The following is a 16608-nucleotide window of genomic DNA, read 5'->3' on the forward strand; positions in this document are numbered from 1 at the left end:
ACGTAGGAAAAACGCGATAATCCGCTTCCTTACAAAGAAAACATAGTCCATAGTCTACCACAAAAGAAACACCCATTCTATATCTACTTCCCTTTTCCAATTTCTTCTGAAAAATCAACCTTTATTGACTTCCAATAGTTAATAAAGTAAAATATTAAATATACAAAACTATTAACTTTGTTTTTTGTTTGTGTCAGGAGGAAAAATCACATGGAATCAACGATACAACTAGAAAGAGAACAACAAAGAAAAAAGAAACATCCTCCAGGTTTGTACTTACTCTTCTTTACAGAGATGTGGGAAAGATTTAGTTACTATGGATTACGAGGATTATTAACATTATATTTAACAACAGCTTTAGTAAGCGGTGGTCTTGGGTTTAGTCCCGCATGGGCACTTTCCATTTACGGATTTTATACTGGAGCCTGTTACTTCACCCCATTAATTGGTGGATACTTAACAGACCGTTTCCTAGGTAAAAGGAAAGCCATCACAATTGGTGGTATAACGATGGCAATTGGTAACCTTACACTATTTGCCTTGCAAAACCAAGTCGGTCTATACCTCGGATTAGCGCTTATTATTATCGGTAACGGATTCTTTAAACCGAATATCTCTACACTTGTTGGAGAATTATACGAAGAAAATGATCCAAAGCGTGATAGTGCATTTACAATTTTCTATATGGGTATTAACGTTGGCTCGTTTTTAGCTCCACTCGTTTGCGGATTTTTATCAGAAAATTTATTCAAAACAACAGTAGATGGCGTTGTTCATTTCGGATTCCGTTACGGCTTCTTAGCCGCTTCAATCGGAATGATCATTGGACAAATCTTATTTACAACACTATCTAATCGCTTCCTTGGTGATGTTGGTAAAAAACCAACCCGCGATTTACAAACAACAGATGGACAACCAACAGTAGGAAATACACCATTAACAAAAAAAGAAAAACAACATACAGCAGTTATCGTCATTTTAACGTGCTTCGTTGTCTTCTTCTGGGCTGGTTTTGAACAAGCTGGTAGTTCGTTAACATTATATACAAATAAATTCGTTGACCGCTCCGTATTCGGATGGGAAGTACCAACGTCTTGGTTCCAATCGGTCAATCCGTTATTTATTATTTTACTTGCACCAGCCATTTCAGCATTATGGGCGAAACTGGCAACTAGAAAAAATGGTGACATGAAAATCCCAACAAAAATGGGACTTGGTATGATCTTACTCGGTATCGGTTATATTGTTCTTGTTATCGCTACATTAAAAACAGGCAGTGACGAACATAACATTACAGAAAAAGCAAACTTACTATTTATCGTCTTTACGTATCTTTTCCATACGTTAGGTGAGCTATTCTTATCACCTGTCGGGCTATCAATGGTTAGTGCTCTCGCTCCAGTAAAACTAGCCTCTTTATTAATGGGCGTATGGTTAGCAAGCTCAGGTATTGCTAATATTTTAGGCGGACAGCTTGCAAGCTTCACAACTTCACTTGGATATGCTGAAGTATTCACAGTTATTGGCGCTGTGGCGATCGTTTTAGGTTGTGTTTTATTATCAATTTCTAAGAAATTAGTGAAATGGATGGATTAAAAAAAGATGAGGAATTTTCCTCATCTTTTTTTACGCTTTCTTTCCCTTTTCTATTGCTTGTTCATACAAGCCTTTATGTTCTTTATATTCCCTTGGCACGAAACTCTTATAGAAGAACGAAAGCCAGCTGTCTCCTTTTTTATATCCTTCTTCTCGAATTTCCGCTGCCTTTTTATTTGATTTAAATCCTTCAGTAAACCATTTCTTTAATGTTTCATTCTTTTCATACTTAGCAGGAACTTTTAAGTCGTAGTTTTCAAATGCATATGTATATCCAGCTTTTTCCGCTGCCTTTTTAGCAGACTTATATCCCTTTTCATACGCAGTTTCATATGCTTTCACATATGTATCCTTTTCGGTATTTCCAGGTTTCTTTTCAGCTAATGCTTTACCAGCCTTTTCACCAAGTTCCGCTTGTTCTTTTTCAATCTTTTCGGTTCTCTCTTTATTCCCTACTTGGAAACCTTCTGCAAAGTTCCCCTTAAACTCAGGAGTAATTTGACTATCTTCCATTGCCTCTTGTGCTAACCCTTGATCTTTACCTTTTGCAAAATGTGCTTTTTTCTGTTCTTCTAAAGACCATGCCGCAGCATACGCAGTTGTAAATGCTTGTTTATATGTATCAGATTTTCCAGTTAAATACCCTTCCACATTATTTTTCCCTGCTTTAAAATCTGTCTCTCCACTTTTTTGACCTTCAAGCTGTCCTTTTTCCATGTCAGCTTGGCGCTGGGCTTCCTCTTGCTTACGTGCCTCTTCTGCTTTTCTTTGCTCTTCGGCTACACGTTGTCTCTCTTCTTCAGCTTTACGTTGTTCTTCTGCAGCTCTTTGTTTCTCTGCCTCCGCCTTACGCTGTGCTTCTGCAACACGTTGTTTTTCAGCCTCAGCATTACGCTGTGTTTCTGCTTGCCTTTCAGCTTCTACAGCACCATTATTATTTTGGCTAGGAGCTGGATTCGTTGCACCGCTACTAGAAGCTGGTTTATTGTGATAATGATATTCCCCGTACTGTAATCCCCATTTTTCACAGTTTGTACGACACGTATGTCCACCATTAGCATCTGTACGTCCTGGATGCGCATAAGCAGAAATTGGAGCTACCAATAACGCTACACTTGTTGTTAAAAGAAGTTTCTTCACCTGTTGTCTCACTCTTGTTCCTCCCAAAATCTAGAATTCTAACTTCATTATACATAAATAGAAAAATACTTAAATACCAACTAAAATATTCTATTATTTCTCAACATTAGTAAAAAAAGAAGGTGAACTCTTTAAAGAGTTCACCTTCTTTTTTTACTTCTTCGCCTTCGTTCCTACTAAATCACCAGCAACAACATAACGCTTAGAATTATCCTTCACAGATACACATGTAATAAGCGTTATTTCATCCTTCCCATGATCCTCTACAACTTCCCATTTATCAGGAGTTACTTCAGATACACCAGTAACCGCATACTCATATTCATTTTCATTGTCATACAAATAAATTTTATCGCCTTTTTTCAAAGAGGATATATCACTAAATAAAACACCTTTTTTAGACATGTTATGTCCTGCTAGTGCGTAATTCCCTTTTCCCATAACTTGGTTTTCCTTTACTGTCGCTGCACCTGATAATAGATTTTTTTCAGTAGAAGCTTTTAAAACAGGAAGTTCTACTGACACACTTGGAATCGAAATACGGCCGATTACTTGCTTTTTATCTAATGATGCATCCGCTACCTCTGCCAAGTCTGGTTGATTAATTTTGGAAGCATCTACAAATTCCGTCTCATGCTTTTCATAATCCATCTTTTGAACAGTCTGTACATTTTCAGTCTGTTTCTTTTCAGCCTGATATCCATCATAAAATGGCTTTCCGATTAATACACCACCTACAACAAATAGAAGGATTGCTACTATACTATAAATTCTTTGCTTATTCATATACAATTCCTTTCCCTTACAAAATCTTACTCTATATAAAATGATAAAATAATATTGCTATATGTACAAGTAAAAGCTGAAAGAAACCTTCTTGCTGGTGCAAGAAGGTTTCTTTTTAAGCTAATTTATTTCTGTATAGTGATACATGGAATACTGTCATTTGAATAAAGAAAATAGAAAATAGAATATACAGTGGGTATCCAGGAAGATATTCATTAATAATAGGCGAAAAAGTTAAAAATCCTACTGCACAAGGTAACACATACCATAACGAAACAAAAGTTGTTCGACAAGCTTTCTCCGTAATCGCTTTTTCACGTTCATCTTCTAGTGGAAATAATAATGGATACATCCAAAAAGATAAATTTTTATATTTTTTCTTTTGAATTCTATAAAAAATTGTAACTATAATAGCTCCAATAAATAATAAAATGAATGGCACTCCATTAAACCACACTTCAAATGGGAACTTCTCATTTTTAATTATATCTGCTAGCTCTGTAGTAACACTATAAAATTCAACAAATGTCCAGCATGCTAACGCAGTATAGAGTACATTTATGATATAAGAAAAACCAATTCTATTCATCCTCTTCCCCCTCCTTATTTAAAACAAACACATCTTCCATCTTTAACTGGAACACATCACAAATCGTAAGTGCTAATAACAATGAAGGAACATAATCCCCTTTTTCAATTGCAGCGATTGTTTGTCTCGTCACCCCAACCTTTTCTGCTAGTACACTTTGCGTAAAATTAAAGCGAGCTCTTAATTCCTTTACTTTATTACAAATGGTCAATTTTACCACCTCTCACCATTATTGTATGCTATCCTTAACAAAATGTAAATTCAACTTAACATTATTTTTACAAAAAAATCCAACTTTACGTATTGTAAAGTTGGATTACGTGTTAGTTTAAAATTGTAACTTTAACATTTTTTCTGCCCCAATTACTAGATGAAGCTTTATCTGGCATTAAAACATCAATTTTATGACCTTTAATCGCGCCACCAGTATCTGCTGCAATTGCAACTCCATATCCTTCAACATTTACAGTAGATCCTAATGGAATAACAGCTGGATCCACCGCAATTAGTTTCATTCCTGGGTTTGTAGTTAAATTATAAGGGTTACCACCTGGTCCCCATGCAGAAAATACGTGTTGGCCTGCTGCATAACCATTCTCAGATGGATCTGCTGTATAAGCTGTAGCTTCTACATAGATTTCTCGTCCGCCAGCAGTTGGCTTAGGTTGTACAGGTTCTACCTTCGAATTATTATTAGCAACAGGTTCAGCTGGTTTATTAGCTTTTTCTTGCTTTTGTTTTTCAGCAATTTCTGCTTGTGCTTTCGCTAAAGCTTCTTGCTCAGCCTTTGCAGCTGCTTCTGCTTTCGCACGCTCTTCCGCTGCAATTCTTGCTGCTTCTTGCTCACGAGCAATTGTTTCTTGTACCGCCTTCATATTTGACTCAATTTTAGCTTTCTCTTCCGCTGCTAAATTAAGTTGGCTTGCAACCTGATTATATTTAGCTTGAACTGCTTGTAAGTTATCTTGACGTTTTTTCAAGTTATCTTGCAGTTCAGCTTGCGCTTTTGCTAATTTTTGTTTGTCTACTACTAAAGATGCTTCTTTTTCATCAATTGTTTTCTTATCTTCTTCAATTTGACGAAGATCTTGTTCTTGTAGACGTAAAATTTCTTTATCTGCTTCTAGAATAGTAGTAACTGCGTTCATACGTTGTATGAAATCTGCAAAGTTTTTTGATTCTACAACAACTTCTACTACTAAACTTGTATTTGAACTGTTTTGAACAGAAACCATACGTTTTCTCATAATATCCTTACGAGCAAGGACTTTATCCTCTAAAACGACAATTTCATTCTTTTTTTGTTCAATCTGCTTATGTGTTTCATCGATTTTACGTTGAATAGCAGCTTGATCCTCTTTATTTTTTGCAATTGTATTATTTAAATTATGTAGTTCGTTTTCGATACCTTGAATTTCTTTAGTAACAGCTTGCTTCTCTTGCTCTTTCTTCTGCATATCTGCATCGTTTTGCTGCAATTGCTGTTGCATGTTGTTAAGTTTTTCGTCGTTTGACTCTGCTTTTACAGCGACTGTACTAGAAAGAACAATAATTCCTGCTAATAATAGACTACTGATTCGCTTAAAATAGTTCATAATCCGACTCCCTTCTTATACAGTTATACATGATTTATTTTACAGTTTGTTTACAATACTATTAAATACAGTTTATTTTTCATGACAAAAAATAGGGAATTATAAATAAAATGTAATAGATTCTTAAATATTTAACAATTCCTATATTTAAAAATTATAAAAGATGCTAAAATCCAAATATAGAGAAAATATAACTTCCAAAGGCGGTTGAAATAAATACATGTTTACTCAAAAGAAATCACTCCAACATAAAATTGATCAATTAGAAGATCATATAAAAGAATTAGAGGCAGAATTAAAACAAAAAGATATTGAAAAACAAAATATGATTTCTTCTATCCATGACCGTGTGCAGAACGTCGTTCAAGAGCATCAACTTGTAAATAACCAGCACCATACACTCCAAAATTTAATTCAACAATTAAACTCATGTTTTGAAAATGTTTCAACACGTACGACAAATTCTAATGAATTAAATAGTGAAATGTTACAAAAAGAACAAAGCTTAATTCAGTCTATTGCAGAGATTATTGACTGCTCTAATGAAGGAAAAGAATCTGTTCACCGTTTACTTATTGTAATTAATAAATTAGGTGAACAATCTCAGCGCACGTCTAATAGTATGAATCATTTAAGTGAACGCTCAAAAGAAATCGAGCAAATTGTAGAAGTCATTCAAAACATTGCAGCACAAACAAATTTACTTGCGTTAAATGCAAGTATTGAAGCTGCGCGTGCTGGAGAGCACGGTAAAGGGTTTGCGGTTGTTGCCAATGAAGTAAGAAAACTAGCAGAAAGTACGGCAGAGAGTACAAAAAATATCGGCAACTTAACGAAAAAAATTCAGGAAGAAATTGAAAAAGCATACGAAAACACAAAAGATAATTTACATTTGGTCGATGAAGGTGTAGAAATGAGTGCCGATACAAACGCTAGAATCGAAAATATTTTAATCATGATTCAAACGTTACAAAATGGTGCTACAAACGTTATTCAAGCAATTGAAAACCAAAAATCTTGTAATGATGATATATTAAGAGAATTTGCAAACACTCAACAAATGTTCCAAAAATTAAATACTACTATTATGAACCATATTCATGATGCTGAAAAAGTCGATGTTCAATTGACTAAAGGTCTTCAAGAAACAGTATCTTCTCATTAACAATAAAAGCCCCTTATATCGCTATAAGGGGTTTTTATTATATTTCGAATATTTATTCCTTCACAATATTCATCTATATCTTTGTTATAATGGAAAAGTTGTTTCTTTAGACTAATTAACAAGGAGGATGTTATGGAACAATTTTACTACATTTTAAAATACTTAATTCTTGGTCTGTTCCAAGGACTAACAGAACCAATTCCGATTTCTTCAAGTGGTCACCTCGTTTTAGCACAACATTTGCTAGGACTAAAAATAGAAGGGTTTAGCTTTGAGCTACTTGTTAATTCAGCTTCATTATTAGCTGTATTACTTATTTATAGAAATGACTTAATTCGTCTAACAAAGAATGGTCTATCTTATATATTCACAAGAGCAGAAGACGCAAAATCAGATTTCTTCTTCATTATTTACCTTGTTATTGCAACCATTCCAGCAGGTGTAATTGGAGTTTTATTTAAAGATTATATCGACCACTATTTAAAAGGTGTTAAAATGGTTGGGATTTCCCTTCTAATTACTGCTATCGGCCTTTGGATTATTCGAAACTTACGTGGACGTAAAAATGATGGCGACCTTTCTATGAAAGATGCAATCATTATTGGTCTAGCACAAGCTTGCGCACTAATTCCTGGTATAAGCAGATCAGGTGCTACAATCGTAGCGGCAATGTTACTTGGTATGAAGCAAGAAACAGCTCTTCGCTTCTCCTTCTTACTATACATTCCTGTTAGCTTAGGTGGTTTATTGTTAAGTATTACAGACATTGCAAACGATCCAAATTTAGATACATTACTTGTACCTTATATTGTTGCTTTCATCGCAACATTTGTCATGACATATATTTCATTAAAATGGTTTATGAACATTATGGCAAAAGGAAATTTAAAATATTTCTCTTTCTACTGTATTATCGTAGGTGTGCTAACTATCATTTTCTTATAAAGTGAAACTTTAATCAGTGGGGGTTTTGTTCATCCCCCACTGATTATTAGCCCTCACCCATCGGGCGTTTACGGGCAGCAGGGCTCCCACCTAACTTCTTTGCTCCGGCCGAATTTTTGGGTGGGAGTTTTACTGCCCACAAATAGCGGGATAAAATGATAATTAACACTCTTTAAAGCAGGTCATTCTATTTAAATAGAATGACCTGCTTTTTTATATTTCAATTCCAAATACATTTTATTATTTACTTTAAATTTTCTGAATAGTATAATATTAATCGTTATCATTACTTTTTCTCGCATTTATAAAAAAATAAAATGAAACTTTATTTAGCCCTCACCAACCGGGATTTTACGTGGGAAAACTTCTCTCTTCTATCCTATTTTTTTACTACTATCGAAAAAAGAGGTGTTCGCATGTTTATTGTTACTAAACTTATTCATATTAAATATGGCTATGAAAATGAAATATTTCATTCGCTTAGACAGCATTATCCATCGTCTGGCACACAAGGTTTTATTAACATAGAATTTTCGCACATGCATCGTACAGATGATGGCGCTGAATATATGGTTCGTATGTTATGGAAAACACAACAATATTATCATGAGTGGATTTCAAAAAGAAAGAGCGGTGAAACGTGGAAACACCAAATGCAACATTACATCCTTTCTTCCAAATCCAATGCTACCTATATGAAATAAAAAACCTCTTACTGCCCTCATACAGTAAGAGATTTTTCCTTATGCATAAACTTTCTTTTCCTGACAATACAGGCGAATAACATGTTTATTATTTTGAAATACATCATGTGTTAAGCGAATAATAATAAAGTTTCGTTTTTTGTTATCATCATGGACAAAAACCTGTTCCCCCTCTTGAAAACGCCATGCGCTTTCAAAAGTCGTAATATGACCCCCGCTTACTGAAAAAAGCTCATATTGCATATCTAGTACCCTCTCTCAACTTATATAATCACAATATCCTTATATTAAATTTAGTATAACTTAATTTCGATAAAATTTGTAATTCTTTCTATTTCGAAATATTTTAACTTTGTTTTATACTCTTTTTAGCGCTATAATGATAAACGAATTTTTATTGAAAGGAGCTTCATTTTGACTGCATATTTATTTCCAGTAAAAACAGCATTTATTTTATTTCCTATTTTAGCAATGTTTCTCTTAATCCCTTTTTTAATATTTAATTATCGAAAATACGGTTATTTAAATAAATGGCGTTCATTTATTTTATATTCATTATTACTCTATTTATTAAATGCCTATTTTCTTGTTATTTTACCTTTGCCACAAACATATGACACATGTAGCCTACAACCGGCTAATACACAGCATATGCAACTCTCGCCATTTTATTTCGTACAAGAGATTAGTAATCATACATCAGCAATTTTGACGAAGCCAGCTACCTATTTCTATTTATTAAAGGAATCTGCGTTTTTACAAGTCGCTTTTAACGTTCTACTAACCGTTCCATTCGGTATTTACTTACGTTATTATTTCCGACGTAGTTTCTTCCAAACAGTGTGCATTTCTTTTTGCCTTTCACTGTTCTTTGAATTAACACAAGTAACTGGATTATATGGTATTTATAATTGTGCATATCGCTTATTCGATATCGACGATCTTTTTTTAAACACACTAGGCGGCGTAATCGGTTTTATCATCGCACCAATATTTACGTACTTCCTGCCAAAAACAAGCGAATTAGATAGTCATATTGATTTAGAAACGAAACCAGTCGGATTCGTTCGTCGTCTCATCGCTATGCAAATTGATTGGATTTTCTTATCTATCGTTGTACCTTTTATTAAAAACAAAGGAAACTCACTATTTATTTCTAACATCCAATCTTATACAAATGTATACGAACTCCTTTTCATTGCATGTTCAATCTTAATTTACTTTATTATCATCCCATACTTTACAAATGGAAGAACAATAGGGAAAGCGTTGCTTCGTATTTACATTAAAGGACAAGCAGAGCGTATTACACTAAAAGAATTATTCATTCGTTACGGTATATTCTATTTCATTTTAGGTGGAATCAATTATATTCTTTCTAGTAGCTCTATCTTAAATCATACAGAGCCTTTAGTATTACTAGTTATATTGTTATTCCAATTCGTAATTAACGGGCTATTTATTATTCATGTTTTATTACATGTATTTAGCAGTGATAAATTACTATTTTACGAGCGTATTAGTCATACAAGAAATGCAATTACACTTAAAAAAGCTGACAAATAATAATTTGTCAGCTTTTTTTCATAATCGTAAATAATTTTTCAGTGTAAGGGTTTAAAAACATTCCTGTTTCATCTAATGACTTCCTCACCTTTAGAAACGAATATAGTTCTGGATATATATTTTGTAATTTCTCGTACGTTAACGTATGCATTTTCCCCCAATGTGGGCGACCTTCATACTTTAGAAAAATTTTCTCCACTTCACCAAAATAAGCAGCATACGTCATACCTTTATACATATGAACAGCAATATACGCTGAATCTCTTCCGTACGCTGGACTGAGCCATATATCATCACCTTTCACATAACGGCATTCAATCGGGAAGTGTACCTTATACTTTTTCTTTTCTATAAGATTTGAAATCTCTTCTACAACAGTCCTCATATACTTTGAAGGAACACTATACTCCATTTCATAAAATGGAACTGTACGTGATGTAGCGAACACTTCATAGCTTGCGCCAATTATTTTCGTGTTCGGTACAGCCTTAGCTGATAATCGACTTACTCCTTTACTTATAGAAGGAAACCATTTACACCCTGTAGATAATAAAGAGAACATCCTATTTTCCAGTAACTCCACCTTTAGTTTATGCCATTTCAAATCACTTTCTTTACTCGTTGTTTCGTTTGTAAATTTCACTTGCACTTCATCTGAATAAGGAAAAACGAAAAATTCAAAATGACGATTCTTCTTATATTCTTCTAGTTTGTTCATTACAGTAGATAATGCTTGTTTTTCACTTTCATAAACAAGCGAATACGCTGAGATAACCTTCAATTTGATCTTTACAATGATACCTAGCATTCCAAGCGATAACTGAAATGCTCTCCAATATTCGACGTTCTTGGTTTCTGAACAAACTATACTCTCGCCTGTAGATAAAACTGCCGTAATCTCTATAACTTGTGTTGATAAACTCCCAAATGTGACACCCGTCCCATGAGTCCCCGTACTAATCGCTCCTGCAATAGATTGCGAATCAATATCCCCTAAATTTTCTTGCGCATAACCTTTTTCCTCAAGTAACTTCCCTAAGTCATGTAACTTTGTTCCTGCCCACACTTCAACAGTCATCTTCTCTGCATCAATATTCGCAATGCCATTCAATTCATCTAAAGAAACTAAAATTTCCTCCGTTTGCACAAGAGGTGTAAAAGAATGCCCTGAACCAACAACACGAATTTTCTTCCCTCTTTTTCGTGCAAGCCCGACAACTTCTACTACATCTTGTATACTTTCTGGATACATCGTATAATGCGGCGTTCCTTCTACATTCCCTGTCCAATTTCTCCATTTTTGTCCCTTTATAGAAAGCATTGTCCATCCCCCCGATATGTTGAATACTCTCCAACAATTTCCCCTTGTTTAATGCGATACAAAACCGGAAAACGCTCACATAACTCTCCAGCTTTACTATGGCGAAACAAGATAGAATCTCCTATATTCACTCGTTCCTCACCGTTATAAAAAATTGGCGTTTGTACTTCACCAGCACCTTCTAAAGCTAATAGTTTTGCACCATTTGGTCTCCAAACCTCAGGCTCTTTATCTTTACCAACTGCACCTGATGCAATATATCCACCACCTAGGCAAGTATAAATAAACGGAGCTGGTTTACGCACAACTGGTAAAGCAAATCCGGCAGCTGGCTGAAATTTTACTTCTTTATAATAATCAAATAGTTTAGGAGAGTAAAAGGCGGATCCTACAGTAATCTCTGTCACTGATTTATCTTTCTCGGTTGTTTTTATACTTCCCGTTCCTCCTCCATTTACAAATCTTAGTTCAATGCCCAGGTTGTGTATTTCTTTTACGATATTCCCTCTTCTTTCGTTAATTTCTAACACTGATTTCTTTTTTAAATACGAAATCACTTTACTTTTCATCCATTGATTCGGTATATGATCCCCCACCCCGGCAATTTGAGCTTCATATCCCATTACACCATCTAGTATTAAATATGATGAACCCTTCACCTTTTCTACTATTTTCAAAGCGCTCTGCACATCTTTTACCGGGGATCTTTTTACACCAAAATGAAATTTCAAAAAACGACTACTCATATCAATATCCAAACAAACGCGAAAACACCCTTTAGACTTCCCTGCAATTTTTTCTAAATAAGTAATATGGTCTTCACAATCCACCATACAAGTTATAATGTGCCCTTGCTTTGTCAGCAAACTAATTTCATGTAAAGCTCTTTCATCATAAACAGGATATCCGAGCAATAAATCATTAAATCCTTGTTCAATTAAAAACAAAGCTTCTCTAGGAGAGAAACACATAATACCTTGAAACCGATTATTTGCAGCTAAAATCTTTTTCATAATTGGAACAGAGCGTAATGATTTACTCGCTATACGAATCTTCTTATCTCCACTTAACTCTATAATCGATTGAATATTTCTCTCTAAAGCCACTTCATCTAAAAATGCACACGGTAATGGAACTTCCTTAAAAATTCCTCTATCCACATTTTTCTCTCCTCTTCTATATATGTCTTATACATATTGGAAAGAAAGAATGATTTTCCTGTTTTCAAATAAAAAAAGTTTCTTCTTTACGAAGAAACTTTTTTAAGGCTACTCTACTTCATAAAAATAGTCGCCTCTACTGGATAATGATCAGAGTAATCATTATACGTATATTTTTTGAGCCATGATGTAACAGTCCATTGTGGAGATTTCGGCTGTAACACTTTATTTTCTATATACGATGGATTCGCATGATCCTTACTTGCAATAATATAATCTAAATACTCAGCCGGGCTATCGGGGAAATTGTATTTTGCAATACTGTTTGTCGTCGCATCCCAAGTCGCTGTATGTCCAGTATAAGATGGAATAGAAGCATGTAATGTTTTAAACATGGATGCATACTCTGAATCACTATTGTTCTCAGCATTTATTTTATTCACGTTCATATCCCCACCAATTAACACATACTCGTTATTTGGTATATTTTTATTTTGAATAAACTCTTGCATTTCTTGTAGCTGTTTCGTACGTACAGATGCAGGTGAAGTTTTTCCGCACATACTATCTTCAGCCTGTAAATGCGTCCCAATTACATGAACGAAACTATCATTTTTCTTAATTTTTGTGTATACAAATCCTTTATTTGATAAGTTATCTGGTCCGCATCCTTTTTCAAATACATATTGAATCTTTTCAACGATTGGCCATTTACTCACGATCGCAACACCCCCATCTTCAGGAGTCGAAGCTGAATAGTTCCCTAATGTTTTATCCCATTCATTTCCACTACTACGACCTAATACCGCCGTTTGATTTGGATATTCTCTCTTCAAATTTCCTAACAAACGATCTGAGGCACTATTATCAAACACTTCATTTAATATAACAACGTCCTGATTCTTTATATAATCTGCCGCACCAATTAAATCAGCACGCTCATTTTGTCCCCAGTTCGGATATAAGTTTGTTGATAGCATGTACACATTATGCTTCATCACTTTTAATGTATTATTTTGATTTACAGACGTTTCTGCTTGAGCCGAAGATCCACTATATAAAGCTCCTAAACCAATCCCAAAACTGAGTGCGCCTTTTAGCAATTTACCTTTCACGTTTCATACCTCCATGTACTGTATAGTGATAAAAAGGCCAAATACTCTATTCTGAGATTTGACCTTTTTCAAATACTTAACGATTTCCGTACGTATCAAACCAAAGCTGGATGTATCCAGCAGTAACACGTTGTGCATCCATTAAACGCTTACCTGTCATTGGTGTAACTTCAGCGCGCCATTTATCTGCGTAGTCTTGTGATACAGCTGCTTTTACGAACCAATCTGTCGTATTATCATTTACAATACCAGAGTAATCTTGTTTCGCAGCTACTGCCGCTCCGTGAATCCAATCTTCTGGATTTGTACCTTTCCAGTTCCAATATCCATCTCCATCCGTTACTTTATAATTATCTTTTATCGTATCTACAAAGTTTTCATATTTAGAATGGAATCCTTGTGGATACGAAAGATTTGTAAAGTTTGCCGCATGCATCGGTTGATTTACATCTCCTAAATAATGAAGAGATAATCCTAAATAGAAGAATGCTTGTTTCATATCTTTATTTTTGTATGACTCACCAGCTAGTTTGAAATATTTAGCACCTGTTTCCTTTGCCTGCTTTGCAAATGGAATATAAGTCTTCCCATTGTCTGGGTCATAGAAGTGTGAAGCAAATGTGCTATTATCATAATAAGGATTTTCATAGTCAGCAGCATAAATACCGTTCTCTAACTCCGTACGCCATTCATTTAATAGTGCAACTTGATCTTGTTTTACAAGTGTCGTATTACGAGACATAATATCCATTGCACGGTTTACAATCCATAAATGAGAGTTTACACCTTCTTTATGTTTATCTTCAGCAGACCAGCGTGGAATAACTCCAACTCTCTGTCCTCCATCGTTTTCATGAGCAAACGCAACGCTTTGTAATGGCGCTACTAACGTAATAGCTGCTGCTAAAGCAAGAACTTTCTTTTTCATCTGAAATCCTCCATTTTATAATTGAATTATTGTTCATATTTTGTTAGGATCCTATGATGGCTTCCGGTTAACCTATGACTAGAATATCCCACCTTTCACAAAATTTCTATCAATAAATTAAAATATGCAAATGTTCATATTACTATAACTTTATACATAGTGAACGTAATGAATGAATACACTTACATTTTAATAAAGTATTGTTAAGCTACTGCAAATACTTGTCTAAATTAATGTAAAAAAAGAGTAAAGCGATTAACCGCCTTACTCTTTTTTTCTCTTCGATAGTATACTTGGCAATTGCACGTTAACTGCCAGCTTATGTATAAATCCAAACACTAATCCGATCCCTATAAATATGTATAATATTGTAAACATTTTCCCGAAGTCAGTTTGAGGACTAAATTGCCCATCACCAACAGTAGTCAGCGTCACAACGCTAAAATATAAAGCATCAAGAGGACGTAATCCCTCCACTGTGCTATAAAAGATTGTACCAGATAGTAATGTCAAAATTGTTAATACGAATAACACTTGAAATTCTTTATCGTTCCACGCTCGTAAACAGGCTCTTAGCATTCGTTTCAAAGTTAATAAAAATGAAAGCACTGGACTCCCCCTTCCAAACAAAAGTACATTTAGTCAAAGGAAAGTCTATCACCTTTCAGTATAGAAAAAAAGTAGCCCTCTTCTATTTCTAGAAAAGAGCTACTTTTTACTATTCTATATTATTTAGGTGAAACAAGAATTTTCACTTGTGTTTTATCTTTTACAAGTGCTTCAAATCCTTCTTCAACAACTTGGTCCACTGTGATTTTTTTCGTAATTAATTTCTCTGCTTGAATTTGACCAGAGCTAATTAATTTAATAACAGCTGGGAAGATGTGACGGTATCCAAGAATACCGATAACCTCTTTTTCTTTTAATACAAGGTTGTTCGGAGTAATTGTCGCATCTTTTTCCCACACACTAACAATTACAGTTTGGCCTTCAAAGCTTGTACTTTCAATTGCTTGACGAAGTACAACTTCAACACCTGTTACTTCAAAGCTAACATTTACACCTAAACCATTTGTTAAGTTACGAATTTCTGCTAGTACATCTTGAGCTGCTGGATTTAATACGTAATCCGCACCTGCTAATTTAGCTAGCTCTTGACGTTCTTTAGAAAGTTCCACTGCGATAACAGGAGTTGCTCCTGCTGCTTTAGCTGCTTGGATGACAAGAAGGCCAATTGGACCACAACCAAATACTGCTACAGCTTCACCCTCTTTTAATTTACTTTGACGTACTGCATGAACTGCTACTGCTGCTGGTTCTACAAGTGCACCTTGTTCATACGTCATTTCATCCGGAATATGATGAACCATACCTTCTGGTACTACTGTATATTCAGAGAAACCACCGCCATCTCCACCAAGACCGTGGAAAACAAGTTGTTCACAAACATTGTAATGTCCATGTTTACAAGCCTCACATTTACCACAAGAATAAATTGGTTCTACAACAACGCGGTCTCCCACTTTATGGGATGTAACGCCTTCACCGATTTCTACTACCTCACCGCTAAACTCATGACCTAAAATAACTGGTGCTTTCACATGTGTTAATGGATGCTCTTCTGTTGGAATAAAAATTGGTCCTGCTAAATATTCATGCAAGTCTGTCCCACAGATACCACACCATTTAACTTTAATTTTCACTGCTCCTGGTCGTACAGTTGGTTCTGGTACTTCTTCTACTCGTACAACACGTTGATTATGCCAAAGTAATGCTTTCATTTTAAACATCCCTCTCTATGTATATACTTAACCTGGTGAAGTTTACAAATCTATTATAATACTTCTATCCATATATTTCAAAAAAACAATCTCATTTCCACTAAATTTTAACAAATAACGTTCAATATTTTGTCACTTTGTACTTTTTTCCACATCTGTTAATGCTAATTTCATTGCAGTTGAAATTAGCATTATGCCATAATAGCATAGGAGAGGT

Annotated in this window: 17 protein-coding genes; 5 read left to right on the plus strand and 12 right to left on the minus strand. The window is 34.7% G+C overall.

Annotation, left to right across the window (positions count from 1 at the left end; all coding sequences use genetic code 11):
* The first annotated feature begins 210 nt into the window (after positions 1-210).
* On the plus strand, positions 211-1596 hold the full coding sequence (locus ACFVQC_RS23695) for a peptide MFS transporter (protein WP_377899419.1): 1386 nt from the start codon (positions 211-213) through the stop codon (positions 1594-1596).
* Between the two features lie 30 nt (positions 1597-1626).
* On the opposite strand, the gene ACFVQC_RS23700 is transcribed toward ACFVQC_RS23695, so the two are convergent.
* The 5 genes from ACFVQC_RS23700 to ACFVQC_RS23720 all read right to left on the minus strand — a co-directional run bounded on the left by ACFVQC_RS23700 (position 1627) and on the right by ACFVQC_RS23720 (position 5706).
* A complete protein-coding gene (locus ACFVQC_RS23700; RefSeq protein WP_377899420.1) occupies positions 1627-2748 on the minus strand; it encodes a YHYH domain-containing protein in 1122 nt (373 codons plus the stop codon).
* Positions 2749-2889: 141 nt separating this feature from the next.
* A complete protein-coding gene (locus ACFVQC_RS23705; protein WP_219917159.1) occupies positions 2890-3522 on the minus strand; it encodes a class A sortase in 633 nt (210 codons plus the stop codon).
* Between the two features lie 115 nt (positions 3523-3637).
* Positions 3638-4111 carry a DUF2178 domain-containing protein gene (locus ACFVQC_RS23710; RefSeq protein ID WP_377890034.1) on the minus strand — a complete coding sequence of 158 codons (474 nt, stop codon included), beginning with the start codon at positions 4109-4111 and terminating at the stop codon, positions 3638-3640.
* Positions 4104-4331 carry a helix-turn-helix transcriptional regulator gene (locus ACFVQC_RS23715; RefSeq protein WP_377899421.1) on the minus strand — a complete coding sequence of 76 codons (228 nt, stop codon included), beginning with the start codon at positions 4329-4331 and terminating at the stop codon, positions 4104-4106. Before ACFVQC_RS23715 ends, ACFVQC_RS23710 begins: the two co-directional genes overlap by 8 nt.
* 103 nt (positions 4332-4434) lie before the next feature.
* A complete protein-coding gene (locus ACFVQC_RS23720; RefSeq protein WP_377899422.1) occupies positions 4435-5706 on the minus strand; it encodes a 3D domain-containing protein in 1272 nt (423 codons plus the stop codon).
* Between the two features lie 484 nt (positions 5707-6190).
* Here ACFVQC_RS23720 and ACFVQC_RS23725 point away from each other — a divergent pair, with 484 nt between their 5' ends.
* The 3 genes from ACFVQC_RS23725 (at position 6191) to ACFVQC_RS23735 (ending at position 8520) form a co-directional block, all read left to right on the plus strand.
* Positions 6191-6871, plus strand: a complete 681-nt coding sequence (locus ACFVQC_RS23725) for a methyl-accepting chemotaxis protein (RefSeq protein ID WP_377890235.1) — start codon at positions 6191-6193, stop codon at positions 6869-6871.
* 132 nt (positions 6872-7003) lie between these two features.
* Entirely contained in the window at positions 7004-7816 is an 813-nt protein-coding gene (locus ACFVQC_RS23730; protein WP_002114163.1) for an undecaprenyl-diphosphate phosphatase, read from the plus strand.
* A gap of 416 nt (positions 7817-8232) precedes the next feature.
* Positions 8233-8520, plus strand: coding sequence for an antibiotic biosynthesis monooxygenase family protein (locus ACFVQC_RS23735; protein WP_193647495.1), 288 nt, complete (start codon positions 8233-8235; stop codon positions 8518-8520).
* A gap of 39 nt (positions 8521-8559) precedes the next feature.
* Here ACFVQC_RS23735 and ACFVQC_RS23740 read toward each other — a convergent pair whose 3' ends face one another.
* Positions 8560-8763 (minus strand): hypothetical protein, encoded by a 204-nt coding sequence (locus ACFVQC_RS23740; protein ID WP_377890045.1) that lies wholly within the window; start codon positions 8761-8763, stop codon positions 8560-8562.
* Positions 8764-8934: 171 nt separating this feature from the next.
* Between ACFVQC_RS23740 and ACFVQC_RS23745 the strand changes: the two genes are divergently transcribed.
* Entirely contained in the window at positions 8935-10086 is a 1152-nt protein-coding gene (locus ACFVQC_RS23745) for a VanZ family protein (RefSeq protein WP_377899424.1), read from the plus strand.
* Positions 10087-10093: 7 nt separating this feature from the next.
* On the opposite strand, the gene ACFVQC_RS23750 is transcribed toward ACFVQC_RS23745, so the two are convergent.
* The 6 genes from ACFVQC_RS23750 to bdhA form a co-directional block, all read right to left on the minus strand.
* Entirely contained in the window at positions 10094-11407 is a 1314-nt protein-coding gene (locus tag ACFVQC_RS23750; RefSeq protein WP_377899425.1) for a D-arabinono-1,4-lactone oxidase, read from the minus strand.
* The gene (locus ACFVQC_RS23755) at positions 11395-12567 is read right to left on the minus strand and encodes an amino acid deaminase/aldolase (RefSeq protein ID WP_377899427.1); all 1173 of its coding nucleotides are present in this window, start codon (positions 12565-12567) and stop codon (positions 11395-11397) included. Before ACFVQC_RS23755 ends, ACFVQC_RS23750 begins: the two co-directional genes overlap by 13 nt.
* Before the next feature lie 113 nt (positions 12568-12680).
* Positions 12681-13682: a sphingomyelinase C gene (gene sph / locus ACFVQC_RS23760; RefSeq protein ID WP_377899428.1), complete on the minus strand. Its 1002-nt coding sequence runs from the start codon at positions 13680-13682 to the stop codon at positions 12681-12683.
* A 76-nt stretch (positions 13683-13758) separates the two neighbouring features.
* Positions 13759-14610: a phospholipase C gene (gene cerA, locus ACFVQC_RS23765; RefSeq protein WP_215574408.1), complete on the minus strand. Its 852-nt coding sequence runs from the start codon at positions 14608-14610 to the stop codon at positions 13759-13761.
* Between the two features lie 264 nt (positions 14611-14874).
* A complete protein-coding gene (locus tag ACFVQC_RS23770; protein ID WP_002204430.1) occupies positions 14875-15219 on the minus strand; it encodes a potassium channel family protein in 345 nt (114 codons plus the stop codon).
* Between the two features lie 119 nt (positions 15220-15338).
* Positions 15339-16391: a (R,R)-butanediol dehydrogenase gene (gene bdhA / locus ACFVQC_RS23775; RefSeq protein WP_377899429.1), complete on the minus strand. Its 1053-nt coding sequence runs from the start codon at positions 16389-16391 to the stop codon at positions 15339-15341.
* Between the last annotated feature and the right edge of the window lie 217 nt (positions 16392-16608).

The organism is Bacillus sp. NPDC057893 (assembly GCF_042796455.1).
Classification (GTDB): domain Bacteria; phylum Bacillota; class Bacilli; order Bacillales; family Bacillaceae_G; genus Bacillus_A.

Excerpts from the sequence above, each read along its gene's own strand:
- ACFVQC_RS23695 (WP_377899419.1), top strand. The coding sequence starts at position 211 with ATGGAATCAACGATACAACTAGAAAGAGAACAACAAAGAAAAAAGAAA.
- ACFVQC_RS23705 (WP_219917159.1), bottom strand. The coding sequence starts at position 3,522 with ATGAATAAGCAAAGAATTTATAGTATAGTAGCAATCCTTCTATTTGTT.
- ACFVQC_RS23710 (WP_377890034.1), bottom strand. The coding sequence starts at position 4,111 with ATGAATAGAATTGGTTTTTCTTATATCATAAATGTACTCTATACTGCG.
- ACFVQC_RS23720 (WP_377899422.1), bottom strand. The coding sequence starts at position 5,706 with ATGAACTATTTTAAGCGAATCAGTAGTCTATTATTAGCAGGAATTATT.
- ACFVQC_RS23725 (WP_377890235.1), top strand. The coding sequence starts at position 6,191 with ATGTTACAAAAAGAACAAAGCTTAATTCAGTCTATTGCAGAGATTATT.
- ACFVQC_RS23730 (WP_002114163.1), top strand. The coding sequence starts at position 7,004 with ATGGAACAATTTTACTACATTTTAAAATACTTAATTCTTGGTCTGTTC.
- ACFVQC_RS23735 (WP_193647495.1), top strand. The coding sequence starts at position 8,233 with ATGTTTATTGTTACTAAACTTATTCATATTAAATATGGCTATGAAAAT.
- ACFVQC_RS23740 (WP_377890045.1), bottom strand. The coding sequence starts at position 8,763 with ATGCAATATGAGCTTTTTTCAGTAAGCGGGGGTCATATTACGACTTTT.
- ACFVQC_RS23750 (WP_377899425.1), bottom strand. The coding sequence starts at position 11,407 with ATGCTTTCTATAAAGGGACAAAAATGGAGAAATTGGACAGGGAATGTA.
- cerA (WP_215574408.1), bottom strand. The coding sequence starts at position 14,610 with ATGAAAAAGAAAGTTCTTGCTTTAGCAGCAGCTATTACGTTAGTAGCG.
- bdhA (WP_377899429.1), bottom strand. The coding sequence starts at position 16,391 with ATGAAAGCATTACTTTGGCATAATCAACGTGTTGTACGAGTAGAAGAA.